Consider the following 18448-nt stretch of genomic DNA (forward strand, 5'->3'; position numbering starts at 1 on the left):
GGCATGATGATGGACACCGTACTGCGCCTGCCGGTGCATTGCCTGACCAAAGATGCCGAGGATCTGCGCGTCCGGCTGGTGATCGCCGCCGACCAGGGCGACGGCATCGTCGTGGATGCCACCGATACGCAGACCATCGGCCAGGCGGTGCTGCAACTTCTCGTCGCGGCGCGCGCCGAGGCAGTGGTGACCGGCCAGGCTTTCGCCATCGACCATCTCGATCCCACGCTCGCCGCGCGCCTTGCCGGCTTCGGCCTCACCGGTGCGCTCGGGCTCGGAAAGGATTTCGACCTGTGACCAAGACAATCCTGACTGTCGACGATTCGGCGAGCATGCGGATGCTGCTCAAGGCGACGCTCACCGCGCAAGGGTTCCACATCGAAACCGCGAACGATGGCGAACACGGCTTCGAGCGGTTTCAGGAGGTGACGCCCGATCTGCTCATCACCGACATCAACATGCCCAAGCTAGACGGCTTCGGGCTGATCGAGGCGGTGCGCGGCATCCACGGTTTCCGGGGTACGCCGATCCTGGTGCTGTCGACAGAATTCTCCGACGAGAAGAAAGCGCGCGCCCGCACCGCCGGCGCGACCGGCTGGATCACCAAACCGTTCAACGCGGACAAGCTGGGGGCGGCGATCCGCCGCGTCTGCCCGTGAGCGACGGTTTCGACGATATCCAGGCGATCTTCTTTGAGGAATGCGCCGAGGGACTGGCCTGCGCCGAACAGGGGCTGACGGAGATGGCGGCAGGCGCGGCGTCGGCCGACGTGGTCGGTGCGGTGTTCCGCGCGGTGCATTCGATCAAGGGCGGATCGGGCGCGTTCGGGCATGACGCGCTGCTCGCCTTTTCGCACAGCTTCGAGAATCTGCTTGATGCGGTGCGCGGCGGCCGGATCGAGGCGACGCCGGCGGTGGCGCAGGTGATGCTGGCGGCGCTGGACGTGCTGTCCGATCACGTCGCCGCAGCACGCGGTGAAGCGCCGCTTCCCGACGACGCCACCGCGCTTGCGGCGCTGGAGGCGGTGCTGGCGGGTGGCGAGGCGGCGGCTGCCGCACCGGCGGCCGCGACCGTCGTGGTGCCGGTCACCGCGCCGGCCGACGACGATTTCGGCTTCGTTCCGGTCGGCGTCGATTTCGATCTGTTCGACGATTTTGCCGTACCTGCTGTCGATACGGCTTCCGAACCGGGCTGGCGGGTGCGCTTCGTGCCGTCGCGCGCGGCGCTCGCCAACGCAGGCGAGCCGCTGCTGGTGATCCGCGAACTCGAGCGGCTTGGGGGGATCGCCACGGTTGTCACGCCGATGGCCGTGCCGCCGCTACGCGACCTCGATCCGGAGGATGCGTATATCGGATGGACGATTGCGCTGCCCGCCAGCGTTGCCGAGCAGGACATTGCCGAGTGTTTCGATTTCGTCGTGCCCGACGCCGTGGTCGACATCGTGCGCGAAGTGTCGGCTGCACCTCCTGCGCCGCTGGCACCTCCCGCGTCGGTCGCACCGCCGCCCTTGTCACCGGTCGTTGCCGTGGTGGAGTGCGATTCGTGCCCGCCGCTGCCGCCCGAGCCGCCGTCGGTAGCCACCGAGTCGCGCGCCGCTGAGGCGCCGACGCAGACGATCCGTATCGACGTCGCCAAGCTCGACATGTTGCTCAACCTCGTCGGCGAGCTGGTGATCCGCAATTCGATTCTGTCCGACCGGCTTGCGCCGGTCGATCAGCAGCGTGCCGAGCTGCCGCAGCTCACCCGGCTGACGCGCGAGATCCAGGACAATGTCATGTCGCTGCGCGCGCAGCCACTGCGCCAGTCGTTCTCGCGCGTGCCGCGCATGCTCCGCGACCTGTGCGCGGAAACCAGCAAGCGCGTCGCGCTCGAGATCAGCGGCGAGAATACCGAGGTCGACAAGAGCGTCATCGAAAAGATCGGCGACCCGCTGACCCATATGATCCGCAATGCCGTCGACCACGGGATCGAGCGGTGCGCGGACCGGATTGCCGCCGGCAAACCCGCCGAGGGCCGCCTCACGCTCTCCGCCGAGCAGCGCGGCGCGCGCATCATCATCCGCGTGCGCGACGACGGGCGTGGCATCGACCGCGCGCGGGTGCTGGCAAAGGCGATCGAAATGGGGCTGGTCGCGCCCGACGCGGTCCTCACCGATGAGGAGATCGACCAGTTGATCTGCGCGCCGGGCTTCTCGACCGCGGAAAAGGTGTCGAACATCTCCGGGCGCGGCGTCGGCATGGACGTGGTGCGCAGCAACGTCGAGGCGCTCGGCGGCCGGATCGAGATCGAGTCGGAGCCGGGCGTCGGCACCGTCTTCACGATGATCCTGCCGCTGACACTGGCGATCCTCGACGGCATGATCATCCGCCTCGCCGGCCAGCGTTATGTGCTGCCGCTCGCCAGCGTGGTCGAATCGGTGCGGCCCGAGCCAGGACAGGTCCGCCGTGTCACGCCCGCCGCCGAGGTGATCGAGCTGCGAGGCGAGTTCGTGCCGGTGAAGCGGCTCGGCGATCTGTTCGCGATGCGGCGCGAGGCCGCGCCTACCCCGGAGGAATCGATTGTCATCATGGTCGACAGCGATGTCGCCGGTCGGGTCGGGTTGATGGTCGACACGATCGAGGAGCGGCGCGAGGTCGTCATCAAGAGCCTCGACCGGCATCTCTATCCCATCCGCGGCCTGGGCGGTGCGACGATCCTCGGCGACGGGTCGATCGCGCTGATCATGGATGTCGATGCGCTAGTGGCGGCCGCGCCCGTCGCCACGGCGAAATACACGATGAAAGGATTGGCAGCATGAGCGCGCGCGAGACGCAGGGCGAACAGAAGATCGTCACCTTCACGCTGGGTGGGCAGACGTTCGGCATCCACATGCACGCCCTTGTCGAAATCCGCGAGTGGGAAGAACCGACGCCGCTGCCGGGCGTGCCGGCGTACATCAAGGGCGTCACCAATCTGCGCGGCAGCGTCGTGCCGGTGGTCGGCCTTGCCGAACGGCTTGGCTGGGAGCCGAGCAGGCTGCACGCGCGCTCGTGCATTCTGGTGTGCAACATCGGTGGCAAGCACGCGGGTTTCCTGGTCGACGAGGTCAACGACATCGTCGTGATCGCCGATGGTGCGATTCAGCCGCCGCCCGACGTCGACACCGGTGAGGACAGCATGATCCTCGGCCTGATCGCGATCGCGGCTCGGGGCGGCGATGGTACGACCGAACGCAAGCCGATCATGGTGTCGCTGCTCGATCTCGACGCGCTGCGCCTGTCGCGGCCGATGGATCTTGCCGCGTGAGCTATCTTGCACCGATCCCGCAGACCGGGGGCGAGACATGGAGCCTCGCCGCCGACCTGACGCCCGCCGACTTCGCGCGGGTCGCCGCGATCATGCAGACCGATGCGCGCATCCACCTTGCCGAGAGCAAGGCGACGCTCGTGCATTCGCGCCTGAGCCGGCGGTTGCGCACGCTTGGGCTGGCGCGGTTCGCCGATTACATCGCGCTGGTCGAGCGCGACGCGGGTGAGCGCGCCGCATTGGTCGAGGCGCTGACCACCAACCACACCCACTTCTTCCGCGAGCAGCACCATTTCGATCATCTTCAAGGCGTGGCGTTGCCGCTGATGCGGGAGAAGGCGCGGCGCGAGCCGGTGCGGGTGTGGTCGGCAGGCGGATCGAGCGGGGAGGAGGTCTACACGATCGCGATGACCTTGCTCGGTCGCGATCCGGCGTGGACGCAGGGCGGCAAGCTGCTGCTGCTCGCCACCGATCTGTCGCCCGCGATGGTGGTCGCCGCCGCCGCGGGCCGCTACCCGGCTGCCGCCGCAAAGCATATCCCCGCTGCCCACCGCACGCGCTGGACGAAGGCGACGGCGGACGGCATCGAGATCGCCGCGGAGGCACGCGCGCTGGTGACCGCGCGGGTGCTCAACCTGTTCGATCCATGGCCGATGCGGCGCCAGTTCGACGCGATCTTCTGCCGCAACGTGATGATCTATTTCGACAAGGCCGCGCAGGCCGATCTCGAGGCGCGGCTGGTAGAGCAGCTGGTGCCGGGCGGGTTCCTGTATATCGGCCATAGCGAGCGGCTGGTCGGCCCGGCGTGCGCGCAGATGGAATCGTGCGGGCAGACGATCTACCGCAAACATGGCGGACCGGTCGCATGAGCGCGCCCGCCCCCGCTACCCCCGTCCGCGTCCTGATCGTCGATGACAGCGCTTCGATGCGCGCGATGCTGCGGGCGATCCTGTCCGCCGACCCGGAGATCGAAGTGGTCGGCGGCGCGCCCGAGCCGCATGCCGCGCGTGAGATGATCAAGGCGCTCGATCCCGACGTGCTGACGCTCGACGTCGAAATGCCGGGGATGGACGGGTTGTCCTTTCTCGAACGGCTGATGCGGCTGCGGCCGATGCCGGTGGTGATGTGTTCGACGCTGACCGCGCGCGGTGCCGAGGTGAGTGTCGAGGCGCTGCGGCTGGGTGCGGTGGATTGCATCGCCAAGCCGGTCGGCGGGGTCAGGGAACTGGCGCGCGACGGGCAGATGCTGCGTGACACGGTGAAGGCCGCCGCCCGCACCCGGCCGCGTGCGCCGAGCCCGGCGCAGCCGGTCGCGGCAGCCGATTTGTGTACCGATTGCATGATCGCGATCGGCGCATCGACCGGCGGCGTCGAGGCGCTGTTCTCCATCCTGTCGGCCCTGCCGGTCGACTGCCCGCCGGTGTTGATCGTCCAGCATATGCCCGCCGCCTTCACCGCCGGTTTCGCGTCCCGGCTCGACCGGCTTTGCCCGATGCGCGTGGTCGAGGCGTTGGACGGCACGGTTATCGTGCCCGGCACCGCCTATGTCGCGCCGGGCGGGCGGCACATGGGGCTGTCGCACGGGCGCATCAAACTGAGCGATGCGCCGCCGGTGTCGGGGCATCGCCCGTCGGTTGACCATCTGTTCCGGTCGATCGCGGGGCTGGGCGCACGCGCCACCGGCGTGATCCTGACCGGCATGGGCGCGGACGGCGCACAGGGCCTGCGCGCGATGCGCGACGCGGGCGCGAGAACGCTGGGCCAGAACGAGGCGAGCTGCATCGTTTACGGCATGCCGCGTGCCGCGTGCGAGGCGGGGGCCGTGGAACACGAACATCATCTGAATGCGCTGCCGCGGGCGATCCTGTCGGCCTGCCAGCGCATCAAACGGGAGCGTTGAGATGCCGGCTGCATCGGCCATAAAGGTCATGGTCGTGGACGATCAGACCAGCATGCGGGCGATGATCCGTCGCACGCTGCAGGATCTCGGCTTTCGCGACGTGCGCGACCGTCCAAGCGCGCTTGAGGCGCTGCCCGCCGTGCGGGAGGATCGCGTGCACCTCATCATTTCGGACTACAACATGCCGGACATGGACGGCCTTGCCTTTCTGGAGGCGGTGCGCGGCGATCCGGTGATCGGCAAGACCGTGTTCATCATGCTGACCGGTTCGGCGGAACGCGCTGTGGTGCAGAAGGCGGCTGAGCTCGGCGTCAACAACTACGTCGTCAAACCGTTCGCTCCGGCCGCGCTGAAGGAAAAGATCGAGCGCGTGTTCGGGGCGCTGAGCTGAGCTCATGCACCGCCTCGCGATCGTCCAGGGCGAGCACGCCGTCGTCGCCGAACCGGGTGTCGTCATCACGACGCTGCTCGGGTCGTGCGTGGCGGTGTGCCTGCACGATGCGGTCGCGCGGGTCGGCGGCATGAACCATTTTCTACTTGGCGAGCCGGGAGCGGAGCAGTTGCTGCGCGACGACGAGATGTCCCGCTACGGCGTTCACGCCATGGAACTGCTCATCAACGCGATGATGGCGCGCGGCGCGGTGCGGCAACGGCTGCGCGCGCGTATTTTCGGCGGCGCCAACATCGTCGCCGGGCTGGGCGGGATCGGCAGCGATAACGCCGCCTTCGCCCGGCGCTTCATGGCGGTGGAGGGGATCGCGACCGGCGCGTGCGACCTCGGCGGCACCACCGCGCGCCGGGTCGAGTTCCGGCCGTGGGAGGGCCAGGTCCGCTCGATCCGCGCCGACGACGCACCGCCGCCCGCACCCGTGCCGCACCTGCCGCGCGCCGGCGACATAGACCTGTTCTGAGGACGATATGCCCACAACGCTACACCGGCAAAAGCTGATGCTCGCCATGGCGAAGGAACTCGGCGAGGTGCGCACCCTGCTCGAGCGGCTTGCCGAGGAGCTGGTCTGCGACGTCGACATGATCGACAAGCATCTGGAGAAGCTCCAGCAGTTCGACATCATCTCGCAACATGTCGACGAATGCGGCCGGCTGCTCGGCCGGATGGCGGACGGCATGACGACGTACGAGGCGCTCGGCAAAGTCGGGCTGGGCGGCTTGCAGGCGCGTCTCGCCCGCGCGCTACCGGAGGGCTAAGCCATGGCTACGCGAAGCAACGACCTGCGCCCGATCGTCATCCGGCGCGTGAAGAAGGTGTCCGGCGGCGGCCATCACGGCGGTGCGTGGAAAGTCGCCTATGCCGATTTCGTGACGGCGATGATGGCATTCTTCATGCTGTTGTGGCTGATCTCCAACCCGGACAAGGAAAAGCTCAAAGGCCTCGCCGAGTATTTCTCGCCGGCACCACCGAACTCGCCGCAGGCGCAGGGGCAGACCAGCGGCGCCAGCACCACCCAAAACGCGGGCGGCCATACCCAGGCGATGCGTGGCGATGGCAGCACGGCGGCGGGCGTCCCCGCGATCCAGGCGGCATCGGCGGGCGTGGCGCGCGGCGGCAGTGCGGACATGCCCGACGCGTCGATGCGGGTGGCGGCGCAGGACCTCAAGGTCGCGCTCGACACAGTGGCGGGATCGAGCAGCGATGGCGGCAAGACGGTGGACGTCGAGCAGACACGCGACGGCTACCGCATCAACCTGATGGACAATGACAAGCACAGCATGTTCGACGGCGGCACCGCCACGCTCAACGCCTACGGGCGCGGGTTGCTCGCGCGCGTGGCGTCCAAGATCGCCACCTCGCGCGTGCAGGTCGCGGTGGAGGGGCATACCGACGCCTCGGGCGGCAGCGGTGACGCGAACTGGCGGCTGTCGAGCGAACGCGCGCTGGCGGCGCGTCAGGCGCTTGTCGCCAGCGGCCTGTCGGCGGACCGGATGGGTGAGGTGGTGGCGTTCGCCGATACCCGCCCGCTCTACCCCGATCAGCCCAAGCGCGCGGAGAACCGCCGCATCACCATCGTGCTGATCGCCGACGCATCGGCGCTGCCGCGCGACCTGAGCTTCAATTACTAAGGGGCGGCCATGAAGAAGATCCTGATCCCGCTGCTGATGGTGATCGGCGGCATCGTGTTCGGCGCGGGCGGCGGCTATGCGGCGATGCTGTTCCTCAAGCCGCAGGCGGCGCACGCCAAAGGCGCCGCACCGGTGGCGACGGTGTTCGTACCTGCCGGCAAGATCCTCGCGCCGATCGTGGCGAGCGACGGCAAGCTGTCGGGCTATGCCAATTTCGACGTGTCGCTGGAGGTGCTGCAGGACAAGAGCGCGGAGGTGACCGAAAAGCTGCCGCTGTTCCTCAACGCGGTCAACATGCGCACTTACCGCTCACCGATGGCGAGCGGCCCGCAAGGCGTGCTGCCGGACCTGAAGGTGTTCGAGACGGTGCTGATGGCAGCGGCGGGCGAGGCGCTGGCCAAGGACGGCGTGAAACGCGCGATCGTGACGGCGGCAGCGCCGGCCTGACCCGGTGCGCTGGTTATCCGCGCCAGGTCAGGCACAAGGATCACACCCGGCTGCGCCTTTGGATTGTCTGGAGGTGGTGGTTTCCGGCACGTCTGCTTACCGGAGGTCGGAGTCAGCGAACGGTCGCGATCTGATTGAGGCATGCCTGTAGCTTTTTAAGCCGGCAGCATGCCACCAGCAATTGATCTCAGAAGTGCCACTTGAGGGTCACCGCTGCCGCCGGGGTGCTGGCAAACGGATTGTCCGTCTTGATGGCGTGAACGGTGGCTTCTGCGTTGAGGGGGCCGACAAACTTCGCCCGTACGGGCTTTTCCGGAAACTGCCCGAGGCCGGAAATCGCGAAGTTCATGTTTTTGGGGGCGCATACAACGATGTCGTCAGATGGATCATGCTCGGCGCACGTCGCCTCCTGGCGTTGCACCGTAGCAAGATCGAAATCCTCGACACGCGTCGCGATCGGCGTAGGAACAACCGAACCGAGCAGCGATACCGCGGCTACAGCGAACGTCATGCCAACCTCCTTCAACGACGGTGATTATGGTCGCACTTTGCATCCCGCCGGCACGGCATTGTCGGCAACCGTGCGTATTGCCGCGACAGGGTCTTTCACCATGGCAAGCTCGGGCGCCTCGACGCGGATGTGCTCGGCGCCGGCGACCCATTGTTCGTTCCACCAGCGATTGGCCGTGATGGTGCCGATCGCGGGAAACCAGCCCTTGGCATAACCCAGCATCTCATCCGGCGGGATCAGGTCTCTGCCGGCCGCCAACGCATGGGACAGATCCTTGGCCAGTTCGACATTCGCCATCTCGGCCATAGCGTCGGAGCTTGCGGCAAGATCATTGATCACGTCCTGCTTGGCGGCACTCCACTCCTGTTCGGAGAAGCCGCCCGTGCTAAGGTTACAGGTGAGCTGCTTCAGTTCGCCGACAGCCGATCGCCATTGATCGCCAGTGAAGTTGTTCCACAGCATGATCAGCCGGTGCCCCTGCTCACCATGCTCGATCCACATGCCGATTGCGTTTGGCGGGCTATCGGATGCGCCAGCGCGAGCCGCTTATTGACCGCGCGCACCATCACCATGTCCATCAGCGCCATCTCGGCCTGTCGCTTCCGCGTTAGTGGCACTTGGGGCAACGGCGAAACCACCGTCATAAAAACGCCCCTGCGGCCCTCCGCCAACGACGCGTAGCTGATCGGCGCGATGCGATCTGCCTTGAAGGTCGGGACGGGCGCATGCACCGGCGCCGGTCCGACGTCTTGCCACGAGCCGAAACGCTGTGTGATCAGCGCCTTCATCTTCGTCGCGTTTACGTTGCCGACGATCACGATCATCATGTTTTCAGGTCGGTAAAGGCGATGATATAGTGCGCGTATCGTAGCGACGCTGGCAGTGGGTACGTCATCCGAGTTTTGCCCGTTTATCACGTCGGTCGGCGAGCCGGGCGCTACCGCGGCAATGTAGCTAGCGTAGATGTCGTTGCCGGGTTTCCTGCGGGCCATCTCGTCTATGACTTGAGTCCGCCCTTCGTCGACCGCATCAGTATGCAAGGTCAGATCGCTGACGACCTCGCGGAAGAGACCGAGCAGCTTGTCCAGGTCTTCGGGTTTGGTCGTTTTGCTGGAAACAAAATAATTCGTTTCGCTCCAGCTGGTTGTTCCAGCGGAGGGTGCGGGCAACGACAGCGACAGGCCTACGTGGGGAAAATGGTTGCGATCATTCGGCGATCCAGTTGTTGGGCTGAGAAAAGCAACATGCTCGATCAAATGGGCCAAGCCGCGCTCTCCCGGTCGTCGCTCGGCGATGAAGCCACCGTCGTTGCGTAACAGGAGCCCTGCTCCGGCCTCGTGACCTTGGCGCGGAAGAATGGCATAGCGATCGCCATTCCTGAGACGCCCTTTGACTATCGGCTGCCAGCGCCCTCGATAAGCCGGTTTAGCAATCCGCTTTGGAAAAATGTCGCCCGCATTGCGGATCGCCTCTCTTGCCCAAACTGCGGGAGTGGAGGTGGCGGTAAAAAGTAGCCCCACGCACAAAGAGGCTCGAACCTGTTTGCGCATTCAAGAGCCTCAACTTCCCACCAGCGGTCCGACTGCGCAGCTGCTTCTGAACTACGACGGACCTGAAAATGTAAGATGTTTACGGCCGAAAGGAGGCGCACCTTCGAAGGTCAGCGTGTCCGCTACATAGATAATCGATGGGCCCGCGAATGACCGAGTCTGGGCGGTTCCGGCCTTTCCGCTTCCGCCTTGCTCAGCCGAACAGGTGCGGGCGGCGCAGGCGCAGGGCGAACAGCAATGTCACCAGCTTGGCGTCAGGCAGGTGTCCGCGCTCGTAGCGCGCCCACAGTTCGGCAAGCGGGAGCTCGTGGACGGTGATGTTCTCGTGTTCCTGTGCCAGGCCGCCGCCGGGGCCGACGCGATCGGCATCCGCATATTCCGCAAGGTAGTAGTCGAGCCGTTCGGTGGCGATCGCCGGGATCGTCCAGAACTGGCCGACGGGGTCGAGCGTGCGGAGCCGGACGCCGGCCTCCTCCAATGCCTCGCGACGGGTGCAGTCCTCCGGATCGTCGCTGTCGAGTTTGCCGGCGATCGCTTCGAGCAGGTCGGCTTGTCCGAGCAACATCACCGGCGCGCGCGGCATCGAGACGAGCAGCGCCATGCCGGTCGTCGGGTTGTAGGGCAGCACCGCCACCGCGCGACCGACCTCGACGACGTGGCGGTCGAAGGTGGTACCGTCTGGCGCGCGCAGCCGCACCATGACGAGGTTGAGCCAGCCCTGATAGATGGCGCGGACGGAATCGATGGTGAACATGGGCAGCGGCTATGGCACCGTGTCAGCCGCCGTGGAAGCTCTTGACCAGCGACCCCGCGACCAGCGCCCAGCCGTCGACCAACACGAAGAAGATGATCTTCATCGGCAGCGATATGCTCGGCGGCGGCAGCATCATCATGCCCATCGCCATCAGCACGGCGGAAACGGCAAGGTCGATCACCAGGAACGGCACGAGCAGCATGAAGCCGATCTCGAACGCGCGGCGCAATTCGGAGATCATGAAGGCGGGGATCAGCGTCGGCAGCGGCGTGTCCGCGCGCGGGGTGGGCGGTTGCTTGGAGAGATCGACGAACAGCTTGAGGTCTTCGTTACGAACCTGGCCGAGCATGAAGGTACGCAAGGGCGCGGCGGTCTTGTCGAAGGCGACGGCCTCGGTGATCTTGCCCTCGGTATAGGGTTTCACCCCTTCGGTGTACGCCTTGTTGAAAGTCGGGGCCATCACGAAGAACGACAGGAACAGCGCGAGGCTGATGATGACCGGGTTGGGCGGCACGCCCTGTGCGCCGAGCCCCGTGCGCAGCAGCGACAGCGCGACGACGATGCGGGTGAACGACGTCACCGTCATCAGGATGCCCGGCGCAAGGCTCAGCACCGTCATCAGCAGCACGAGCTGGACGATGCGCCCGGTCATGTTGCCTTCGCCACCGAGGTTGATGGTCGGGCCATGCGCGGCGGCGGCCTGCGTTGCGGCGATCGCCACCGACGGCAGCGCGACGAGCGCGCACGCCACCACCGCGCCCAGGATTACGCGCTTACGCATGGTGCGCGATGACCGGCTGGCGCAACGCGTCGGCTTCGTCCGACACCCGCGTCCACAGCCGCTCGATCGCCTGCGCCATCAGCGCGGCATAGGGTGGCACGCTGCCGTCGGCGGCTTCGGCGGCGAGGCTCTTACGTTCCAGCACGACATGCCCCTCCGGACTCATCAGTACGAGATGTTCGTGGCCGTCCTGCCGCAGCAGCACCAGCGAACGCTTCGGGTCGATGTTGAGCCGCTCGACGATCTCCAGCCGGCGCATCGGGGAGGCGCCGCCGCCGATCCGGCCGGGCAGCTTCACGTCGAAGCGCTTGACCACCCACAAGGCCCCGGCGAGTATTCCCAGCACCACGCCCAGCGAGGCGAGCATCCGCATGACGGCGAACAGATCCATATCGGTCAGCGCCCGGTGCGGATGACGTTGGTGATCTCCAGCGACATTACATCGCCGTCGACCAGGATCTGCCCGTGCGCGATCGCCTGATCGTTGACGATCACCACGCTCGGATCGTCCTGACGCGCATCGAGCGGGATCATCGCGCCCCGGCTCATCTTGAGGATCTGCCGGATCGGCATGCTGGTAGACCCGAGCATAACCGCCAGTTCAACATCGATATCGTTCAATCCGGCCACGTGCCGTTCCCCTTAACCGTTCCCCAAAGTTATAGGAAAAATCCGGGGGCGATCGGCCGGGGTGGGAAAATTTTGCCTATAAGATGGCTGTGAGCGGCAAAGATGTCGCGCCTCTTATGGGATACGTCATGGGATCGGACTCGATCGGGATTTCCGCCTCCGGTTTACGCGCGCAGGCGGTGCGGATGAAGGTGATCGCGGAAAACCTCGCCAATGCGGATTCGGTGGCGGCATCGCCCGGCGGCGCGCCCTACCAGCGTAAGATCGCCACGTTCCGCGCGGTGCTCGACGGCAAGCAGAAGGGCGGCGAGGTCGAGGTGACCGGCGTGACGGCCGACAAATCCGCGTTCGGGCGCACCTACCAGCCGGGCAATCCCGCCGCCGATGCCACCGGATACGTGCAGACCCCCAATGTCGATCCGCTGCTGGAAGCCGCCGACATGAAGGCGGCGCAGCGATCCTACGAAGCCAATCTCAACGCGATCGAGGCCGCGCGCGGCCTGACGATGCGTACGCTCGATCTCCTCAAATAAGGACGCCCTGATATGTCGATTGGCGCACTTGACGCAGGCATGGCCTATGGCCGCGCGATTACCGGAGCAAAGGGCGGCTCGCTGCTGCCCTCCGCGCCGCTCACCGAAAGTGGCGGCAGCGAGAGCGCCGGCCCGAACTTCGGCGCGATGGTCGGCCAGATGGTCGGCTCCGCCACCACCAGCCTGCACGGCGCAGAAAAGGCGAGCGCGGCGCAGGTTGCCGGCAAGGGCAACCTCATCGATGTGGTGACAGCGATCGGTGCGGCCGAGACCGCGCTCGACACGGTGGTGGCGGTGCGCGACCGGGTCGTGAGCGCGTACGGTGAAATCATGCGGATGCAGATCTGATGCACGGGCTGGACGCGGCCGATGCGATGGCGATCGCGCGCGCTGGGCTGCTGCTGGTGCTGACCATCGCCGGGCCGATGCTGATCGCCTCGCTGATCCTCGGCGTCGTCATCGGACTGTTCCAGGCGCTGACGCAGGTGCAGGAAGCGACGCTCACGTTCGTGCCGAAGCTGCTCGGCATCGGCCTCGTCATGCTGATGTGCCTGCCGATGATCGGCCGCGCGATGGCGGGCTTCATGGCCGAGCTCAGCCAGCGCATCATCGCCGGCTGATCCAAACGTGCAGGGTCTCGCCCTCATCGGCCAGTTGCCGGCGTTCGCCACCGCCTTCCTGCTGCTGTTTGCGCGGGTCGGGGCGATGCTGATGTGCTTGCCGGTGTTTTCCGAAGACGCGGTGCCGGGGCGAATCCGGCTGCTGATGTCGCTCGGCCTGACGCTCGGGCTCTTCGGGTTGCTGTCGGCGAAACTGCCGCACGCGCCCGACGATCAGGCGGCCTATGCGGCGATGGTAGTGGTCGAGCTGATGATCGGCCTCGCGCTCGGGACGCTCGTCAAGATCATGTTCACCGCCGTGTCGATGGCGGGCGGCCTCATCAGCCTCCAGATCGGCTTGACCTCCGCGCTGGTGAGCGATCCGGCGATGGGCGGGCAGGTGACCGTGCTCTCCAAACTGATGAGCGTGGCGGCGGCGATCGTGTGCATGAGCATGGGCGTCCACCACGTTTGGATCGGTGCGCTGGTGCACAGCTATGCGATGTTCCCGGTCGGCGTGCTGCCGTCCTCCGCCGACTTTGCGCAACTCGTCGTCGCCACCGTGTCGCGCGCGACCGAGCTTGGGCTTGGCCTTGCAGCACCACTGATCGTGTACGGCATCGTCTTCAACGTCGCACTCGGCCTCGCCGCGCGTTTGGCGCCGCAGATCCAGGTGTTCTTTATCGCGCAGCCACTCAACCTGCTGCTCGGGATGGGAATCACCGCGCTGCTGATGGCGGCGATGCTCGGCGGCTTCGCACAGGCGATGTCTGCCTGGACCCGGTCAATCTGGGGATAGCGGCATGTCCGACGACAAGACGCATGCACCAACAGAAAAGAAGCTCGAGGACGCGCGCAAAAAGGGCGACGTCGTCACCGCTGCCGAGGCGCGCCATGCGGTGATGTTCGTCGGCGCGCTCGCCGTGCTGCTGATGCTGGGGACATGGACCGCCTCGCGGCTCGGCGTGTTGCTGACCGGCATGTGGGGGCATAGCGAGGATGTCGCGATCACGCCCGCCGGCGCGCAGCACCTCGCGTCCGCGCTGATGGCGCAGGCGGCGATGACGGTGCTGCCGATGCTCGCCGTGCTGTTCGCCTTCGCGCTGCTGACGATGTTCTCGTCCGGCAAACCCCGCCTCGCCACCGATCGGCTCAAGCTGAAATGGGACAAGCTCTCGCCGATGGCGGGGGCCAAGCGGCTGTTCGGCATGCGCGCGCTGGTCGAGTTCGCCAAGACCTTCGCCAAGCTGGTGATGGTGATTGTGGTGGTCGGCTGGATGGTATGGCCGCGCATCGCCGGGCTCGACACGCTGATCGGCGCGCCCGCCGCGACGATCGGCGCGGCGGCGACCGGCCTCGTGCTGGCGATGGTCAAGGCGGCGGCGCTGCTCGTCGTGGTGATCGCCGCCGCCGATTACCTGTACCAGCGGCGCAGCTTCATGAAGCGGATGATGATGTCGTTTCAGGAGATCAAGGACGAGCACAAGCAGAGCGAGGGCGACCCCAAGATCAAGGGCAAGATCCGCCAGATCCAGATGCAGCGCTCACGCCAGCGCATGATGGCCAAGGTGCCCGAAGCGAGCGTGATCGTCGTCAACCCGACGCATTATGCGGTGGCGCTGCAATATGATCACGGCGCGATGGCAGCGCCGGTGGTGGTGGCGAAGGGCGTCGACGCGGTCGCGCTCAACATCCGCGAGGTGGCGACACGCGCGAACGTACCGATCGTGGAAAGCCCGCCGCTCGCCCGCGCGCTGTACTCGACGGTGGAGTTGGACCACCCGATCAAACCGGAATATTACACGGCGGTGGCGGAGATCGTCAGCTTCGTGATGAAGCTGGGGAAGAAGGGAAGCGCATAGCTTTGCTGTAGAAAAGCCAACCTTTATTCAACGGCGGGTGACCAGCAGCACGAAACTTGACAAGGTCGCGGGTCATAGGAACAGATTACCCGGTTTGGTTCGGAAGGTTTGCGATGCGCAGTTTGCTCTTGGTTGGGCTAGGTTTGGCACTGTTTCCAAGTGACAGTTCGGCGCAAGCGGCGCGTCACGCCATGCCTGCGATCATCATCGGAAACCCCGGCGAGTGGTTCGGCCCTGATCAGTATCCCAAGGACGCCCTGCGTGCAGAGCGACAAGGTCGGGTCGTTGCGGACATCAGCGTCGACCTCACCGGAACAGCCACTGGTTGCAGCATCGAAATATCCAGCGGCACAACCAGCCTGGACACGGCGACATGTGATATCGCGCTTGCGCACGCCAGGTTTAACCCGGCGATCGATCGCAACGGGAAGCCCGTCACGTCCACCTACAAGCTGCCGATCAATTGGATGCTTCCAGATGAAGTGCCTGCCGTGGAAGCAAACAAGGCGACTGTGAGTTCGGCGTATGAGGCTCAGATCGTTGCCGATGGGGCCGGTATGGGATTGACATGCCGCACGATATCGAGATCGGGCGAAGCGCCGGATCCGTGCGGAAATTTCAAACCCGGCTTCAGGGTTAGCCGCCCGTACGTGCGGGACGGAAGAAAAGTCGGGTCGACCACAATTGTTAAAACATCCAGCAGCGTCACAATAGATCCGTGACTCGCCTGGCTTGTGCCGGACGCCGGGAGGCGCGCGTTCAGGCAATCTCCACGTGACGCTAACACTATAACGATTGCGGCGTACGCTCAAACTTCCCGATCGTACTTCGCCAGTTCCACCTGTACCCGCAGCTCGATCTCCGTCATCAGCGCATCCAGCGCCGGGTCGCCCGTCTCGTGCAGTTCGCGTGACCAGTCGGCCAGCGTCTCCACCACCGCCGCGCGCGGCGCGTCGACAATCGTTGCGGCATCGAGCGCCGCCAGCGCGTCCAGCCCGCGCGTGGCGCGTTGTACGACGCGGCGGCGGCGTTCTTCGGGCGGCGTGGCGGCGCTCATCGCGACGAGCATCTGCACCGATCCGATCGCGGGGTTGGCGAGCGCATTGGGTTGCAGCGCGGTATCGGGCGGGGGCGCCTGATCGCCGAGCGTGGCCATCGCGGGCGCGGGCCGGCCGATCGCCTGCACCAGCAATTGCGGCATTATCGCACCAAGCCCGTCGATCCGCACGTCAATCCTCCCGTTCACGCCACCTCGTACCCAATCATCCTATAAGAAAGATGAAGGCGGATACGCCGATGTTTTCAAAGGATGCGCGTGGCTAATCTGCGGACATTGTTGGGCGGGCTCGCCGCCGTGCTGGCATTCAGTGCACAGCCGGCGTGGGCGGGGTCGCGTATCAAGGACATCGTCGATTTCGAGAATGTCCGTCCCAACCAGCTGATCGGCTACGGCCTCGTCGTCGGCCTCGCCGGCACGGGCGACCGGATGCGCAACTCGCCCTTCACCGAGGAATCGATGCAGGCGATGCTGGAGCGCATGGGCGTCAACATCCGCCAGGCGCAGATGAAGACGCAGAACGTCGCGGCGGTGTCGATCACCGCTACGATGCCGGCGTTCTCGCGCGCCGGCTCGGCGATCGACGTGACGGTGGCGGCGCTGGGCGATGCCACCAGCCTGCAGGGCGGCACGCTGATCGCGACGTCGCTGCGCGGGCTCGACGGCAACACCTATGCGGTGGCGCAGGGGCAGGTCGCGGTGTCGGGCTTCAAGGCGCAGGGCGCGGCGGCGAACATCAGCCGCGGCGTGTCGACGTCGGCGCGGATTGCCGGCGGTGCCATCGTCGAACGCGAGGTGCCCTATGCGCTGCGCTCCGCCAACACGCTGAAGCTGGCGCTGCGCAACCCCGATTTCACCACCGCGCAGCGCGTCGCAGACGTCATCAACAAGAATTTCCCCGGCTCCGCACAGATGCTCGATCCGGCGACCGTCCAGCTCACCCCGACCTCGGCGGTGCCGGGTGGGGTGGTCGATCTGCTGACCCGCGTCGAGAATTTGCCGGTCGATGTCGATCAGCCGGCGCGCGTCGTCGTCAACGAAGCGGCGGGCACGGTGGTGATGAACGCCGACGTGCGCGTCAGCCCGGTGGCGATCGCACAGGGCGGGCTGACGATCAGCGTGGCGGAAAGCCCGGTCGCCTCGCAGCCGGCACCCTTGTCGTCGGGGACGACGCAGGTGTTGCCGCGCACGCAGATCAACGTGGATGACGGGGGCGGCAAATCGCTCGCCATGCTGGAGGGTGCGTCGCTCAAGTCGCTGGTCGGCGGGCTGAACGCGCTGGGCGTGTCGCCGCGCGATCTCATCACCATCCTTCAGGCGCTGAAGACGGCGGGTGCGCTCCAGGCCGAAATCGAGGTGCAATGATGGACGTTGCCGCTTCCCCCGCCGCCCCCGCCGTGCCGACCGCGCAGGCGCTCGCCGCCAACAAAAAGGCGAAGGACAGCGCGCAGGAGTTCGAGGCGGTGTTCCTCGGCCAGATGACAAATCTGATGCTTGAGAACGTGCAGACCGATGAGCAGTTCGGCGGCGGCCACGGCGAAGAGATGTTCAAGGGCATTCTCGCCGAAAAACTCGGCAAGCAGATGGCGAAGGTCGGCGGGATCGGTCTCGCCCCCGCAGTGATGGATCAGATCATCAAACTCCAGCAAGGATCGAAGTCGTGAACGCAGTCATGAAGCTTGGCCCGACCGACACCCTGTTCGGCACGTTGATCGACACGATCGATTCGCTGGTCGGCGTGATGGAGGAGGAAAGCGACAACCTAGCGCTGCATGGCCGTTGCCCCGGTATCGCCGAGCTCGCCAAAGCGAAATCGCGGCTGGTCGATATGCTGGAGGGTGCCACCGCGCAACTGTTCCGGCAGTCGCCCGACTGGATCGAGGCGCTGGCGGCGGACGAGCGGGGGATGCTGACGACGCGTGTCGGCCTCTTGCGTGATGCGGCGGCGGTCAACGCGGAGGTGCTGACGCGGCAGATCGCGCTGACGGCCGAAATGATGGCGGCGGTCGGCGTCGAGATGCAGCGGCTGACCGGGCGTCGCTCCGAGGCCTATAGCGCACAGGGACAGGTATCGCTGCGCGAGGTGAACGCGCCGCTGTCGATCAACTACCGTCTGTAAAGAACGGGCCGACGCGGGGACCGCGCCGGCCCGAACCGGATCAGCAGCCGTTCTTGCGGTTCTGCGCGGCGTCGTGCTTCTTGTCGAGGTGGCGGCCGAGCAGCGCACCGCCGACCCCGCCCGCGACCGTGCCGAGCGTACCGCCACCCAGCGCATGGCCGGCCAATGCGCCGCCCGCACCGCCCGCGATCGTGCCGGTGGTGCCGCTGCTGCGCTTGCAATCCTGACGATACGTCCGCTCGCTGCGGCGGTGATCGCGGTGGTCCTGCGCCACAGCGGGTGCGGCGACGGTGGCGGCGAGCAGGGCGAACCCGATAAGCTTTTTCATGGTGAAACTCCCG

Annotated in this window: 29 protein-coding genes; 20 read left to right on the forward strand and 9 right to left on the reverse strand. The window is 66.2% G+C overall.

Annotation, left to right across the window (positions count from 1 at the left end):
- Positions 1-3 precede the first annotated feature (3 nt).
- The 11 genes from L8F97_RS08875 to L8F97_RS08925 are packed head-to-tail and all read left to right on the forward strand — an operon-like array spanning position 4 to position 7711.
- The gene (locus L8F97_RS08875) at positions 4-297 is read left to right on the forward strand and encodes a hypothetical protein (protein WP_242148622.1); all 294 of its coding nucleotides are present in this window, start codon (positions 4-6) and stop codon (positions 295-297) included.
- Positions 294-659 (forward strand): response regulator, encoded by a 366-nt coding sequence (locus L8F97_RS08880; RefSeq protein WP_242148623.1) that lies wholly within the window; start codon positions 294-296, stop codon positions 657-659. The genes L8F97_RS08875 and L8F97_RS08880 overlap by 4 nt, the downstream gene beginning before the upstream one ends.
- Complete coding sequence (locus L8F97_RS08885) at positions 656-2797, forward strand: chemotaxis protein CheA (RefSeq protein WP_242148625.1); 2142 nt, start codon at positions 656-658, stop codon at positions 2795-2797. The genes L8F97_RS08880 and L8F97_RS08885 overlap by 4 nt, the downstream gene beginning before the upstream one ends.
- The gene (locus L8F97_RS08890; protein WP_242148627.1) at positions 2794-3285 is read left to right on the forward strand and encodes a chemotaxis protein CheW; all 492 of its coding nucleotides are present in this window, start codon (positions 2794-2796) and stop codon (positions 3283-3285) included. The genes L8F97_RS08885 and L8F97_RS08890 overlap by 4 nt, the downstream gene beginning before the upstream one ends.
- Positions 3282-4154, forward strand: coding sequence for a CheR family methyltransferase (locus tag L8F97_RS08895; RefSeq protein ID WP_242148629.1), 873 nt, complete (start codon positions 3282-3284; stop codon positions 4152-4154). Before L8F97_RS08890 ends, L8F97_RS08895 begins: the two co-directional genes overlap by 4 nt.
- On the forward strand, positions 4151-5185 hold the full coding sequence (locus L8F97_RS08900; RefSeq protein ID WP_242148631.1) for a chemotaxis response regulator protein-glutamate methylesterase: 1035 nt from the start codon (positions 4151-4153) through the stop codon (positions 5183-5185). Before L8F97_RS08895 ends, L8F97_RS08900 begins: the two co-directional genes overlap by 4 nt.
- A gap of 1 nt (position 5186) precedes the next feature.
- Entirely contained in the window at positions 5187-5576 is a 390-nt protein-coding gene (locus L8F97_RS08905; RefSeq protein WP_242148633.1) for a response regulator, read from the forward strand.
- Positions 5577-5580: 4 nt separating this feature from the next.
- Entirely contained in the window at positions 5581-6096 is a 516-nt protein-coding gene (locus L8F97_RS08910; RefSeq protein WP_242148635.1) for a chemotaxis protein CheD, read from the forward strand.
- A gap of 7 nt (positions 6097-6103) precedes the next feature.
- Positions 6104-6391 (forward strand): hypothetical protein, encoded by a 288-nt coding sequence (locus L8F97_RS08915; protein WP_242148637.1) that lies wholly within the window; start codon positions 6104-6106, stop codon positions 6389-6391.
- 3 nt (positions 6392-6394) lie between these two features.
- The gene (locus L8F97_RS08920; RefSeq protein ID WP_242148639.1) at positions 6395-7264 is read left to right on the forward strand and encodes a flagellar motor protein MotB; all 870 of its coding nucleotides are present in this window, start codon (positions 6395-6397) and stop codon (positions 7262-7264) included.
- A gap of 9 nt (positions 7265-7273) precedes the next feature.
- Positions 7274-7711 (forward strand): hypothetical protein, encoded by a 438-nt coding sequence (locus tag L8F97_RS08925; RefSeq protein ID WP_242148641.1) that lies wholly within the window; start codon positions 7274-7276, stop codon positions 7709-7711.
- Between the two features lie 187 nt (positions 7712-7898).
- Here the strand turns inward: L8F97_RS08925 and L8F97_RS08930 are convergent, their stop codons facing one another.
- From L8F97_RS08930 to L8F97_RS08960, 7 genes are all read right to left on the reverse strand, one after another.
- Positions 7899-8222 carry a hypothetical protein gene (locus L8F97_RS08930; RefSeq protein WP_242148643.1) on the reverse strand — a complete coding sequence of 108 codons (324 nt, stop codon included), beginning with the start codon at positions 8220-8222 and terminating at the stop codon, positions 7899-7901.
- A gap of 24 nt (positions 8223-8246) precedes the next feature.
- The gene (locus tag L8F97_RS08935) at positions 8247-8723 is read right to left on the reverse strand and encodes a hypothetical protein (RefSeq protein ID WP_242148645.1); all 477 of its coding nucleotides are present in this window, start codon (positions 8721-8723) and stop codon (positions 8247-8249) included.
- Positions 8687-9772 carry an insulinase family protein gene (locus tag L8F97_RS08940; protein WP_242148647.1) on the reverse strand — a complete coding sequence of 362 codons (1086 nt, stop codon included), beginning with the start codon at positions 9770-9772 and terminating at the stop codon, positions 8687-8689. The genes L8F97_RS08935 and L8F97_RS08940 overlap by 37 nt, the downstream gene beginning before the upstream one ends.
- Before the next feature lie 193 nt (positions 9773-9965).
- The gene (locus tag L8F97_RS08945; protein WP_242148649.1) at positions 9966-10526 is read right to left on the reverse strand and encodes an NUDIX domain-containing protein; all 561 of its coding nucleotides are present in this window, start codon (positions 10524-10526) and stop codon (positions 9966-9968) included.
- Between the two features lie 22 nt (positions 10527-10548).
- Positions 10549-11307, reverse strand: coding sequence for a flagellar type III secretion system pore protein FliP (fliP, locus tag L8F97_RS08950; protein WP_242148651.1), 759 nt, complete (start codon positions 11305-11307; stop codon positions 10549-10551).
- Positions 11300-11698 (reverse strand): FliO/MopB family protein, encoded by a 399-nt coding sequence (locus L8F97_RS08955; protein ID WP_242148653.1) that lies wholly within the window; start codon positions 11696-11698, stop codon positions 11300-11302. The genes fliP and L8F97_RS08955 overlap by 8 nt, the downstream gene beginning before the upstream one ends.
- 5 nt (positions 11699-11703) lie before the next feature.
- Entirely contained in the window at positions 11704-11937 is a 234-nt protein-coding gene (locus L8F97_RS08960; RefSeq protein WP_242148654.1) for a FliM/FliN family flagellar motor switch protein, read from the reverse strand.
- A gap of 128 nt (positions 11938-12065) precedes the next feature.
- On the opposite strand from L8F97_RS08960, the gene flgC reads away from it, so the two are divergent.
- From flgC to L8F97_RS08990, 6 genes are all read left to right on the forward strand, one after another.
- Entirely contained in the window at positions 12066-12470 is a 405-nt protein-coding gene (gene flgC, locus L8F97_RS08965) for a flagellar basal body rod protein FlgC (RefSeq protein ID WP_242148656.1), read from the forward strand.
- Between the two features lie 12 nt (positions 12471-12482).
- On the forward strand, positions 12483-12818 hold the full coding sequence (locus tag L8F97_RS08970) for a flagellar hook-basal body complex protein FliE (RefSeq protein WP_242148658.1): 336 nt from the start codon (positions 12483-12485) through the stop codon (positions 12816-12818).
- A gap of 8 nt (positions 12819-12826) precedes the next feature.
- A complete protein-coding gene (locus tag L8F97_RS08975; RefSeq protein ID WP_409929030.1) occupies positions 12827-13090 on the forward strand; it encodes a flagellar biosynthetic protein FliQ in 264 nt (87 codons plus the stop codon).
- A gap of 7 nt (positions 13091-13097) precedes the next feature.
- Positions 13098-13868 (forward strand): flagellar biosynthetic protein FliR, encoded by a 771-nt coding sequence (fliR, locus tag L8F97_RS08980; protein ID WP_242148662.1) that lies wholly within the window; start codon positions 13098-13100, stop codon positions 13866-13868.
- Positions 13869-13872: 4 nt separating this feature from the next.
- On the forward strand, positions 13873-14931 hold the full coding sequence (flhB, locus tag L8F97_RS08985; protein ID WP_242148664.1) for a flagellar biosynthesis protein FlhB: 1059 nt from the start codon (positions 13873-13875) through the stop codon (positions 14929-14931).
- 113 nt (positions 14932-15044) lie between these two features.
- The gene (locus tag L8F97_RS08990) at positions 15045-15653 is read left to right on the forward strand and encodes an energy transducer TonB (RefSeq protein WP_242148666.1); all 609 of its coding nucleotides are present in this window, start codon (positions 15045-15047) and stop codon (positions 15651-15653) included.
- An 86-nt stretch (positions 15654-15739) separates the two neighbouring features.
- Here the strand turns inward: L8F97_RS08990 and L8F97_RS08995 are convergent, their stop codons facing one another.
- Entirely contained in the window at positions 15740-16177 is a 438-nt protein-coding gene (locus L8F97_RS08995) for a flagellar assembly protein FliX (protein ID WP_242148669.1), read from the reverse strand.
- A gap of 63 nt (positions 16178-16240) precedes the next feature.
- Here L8F97_RS08995 and L8F97_RS09000 point away from each other — a divergent pair, with 63 nt between their 5' ends.
- From L8F97_RS09000 to L8F97_RS09010, 3 genes are read left to right on the forward strand one after another with little or no spacing between them, the layout of a single operon-like run.
- On the forward strand, positions 16241-17353 hold the full coding sequence (locus L8F97_RS09000; RefSeq protein ID WP_409929023.1) for a flagellar basal body P-ring protein FlgI: 1113 nt from the start codon (positions 16241-16243) through the stop codon (positions 17351-17353).
- Positions 17350-17652: a rod-binding protein gene (locus L8F97_RS09005; RefSeq protein WP_409929024.1), complete on the forward strand. Its 303-nt coding sequence runs from the start codon at positions 17350-17352 to the stop codon at positions 17650-17652. The genes L8F97_RS09000 and L8F97_RS09005 overlap by 4 nt, the downstream gene beginning before the upstream one ends.
- On the forward strand, positions 17649-18107 hold the full coding sequence (locus L8F97_RS09010; protein ID WP_242148671.1) for a flagellar protein FlgN: 459 nt from the start codon (positions 17649-17651) through the stop codon (positions 18105-18107). The genes L8F97_RS09005 and L8F97_RS09010 overlap by 4 nt, the downstream gene beginning before the upstream one ends.
- A 40-nt stretch (positions 18108-18147) precedes the next feature.
- On the opposite strand, the gene L8F97_RS09015 is transcribed toward L8F97_RS09010, so the two are convergent.
- The gene (locus tag L8F97_RS09015) at positions 18148-18435 is read right to left on the reverse strand and encodes a glycine zipper 2TM domain-containing protein (protein ID WP_242148673.1); all 288 of its coding nucleotides are present in this window, start codon (positions 18433-18435) and stop codon (positions 18148-18150) included.
- Positions 18436-18448 lie beyond the last annotated feature (13 nt).

This window comes from Sphingomonas sp. BAUL-RG-20F-R05-02 (assembly GCF_022662305.1).
Classification (GTDB): Bacteria; Pseudomonadota; Alphaproteobacteria; order Sphingomonadales; family Sphingomonadaceae; genus Sphingomonas.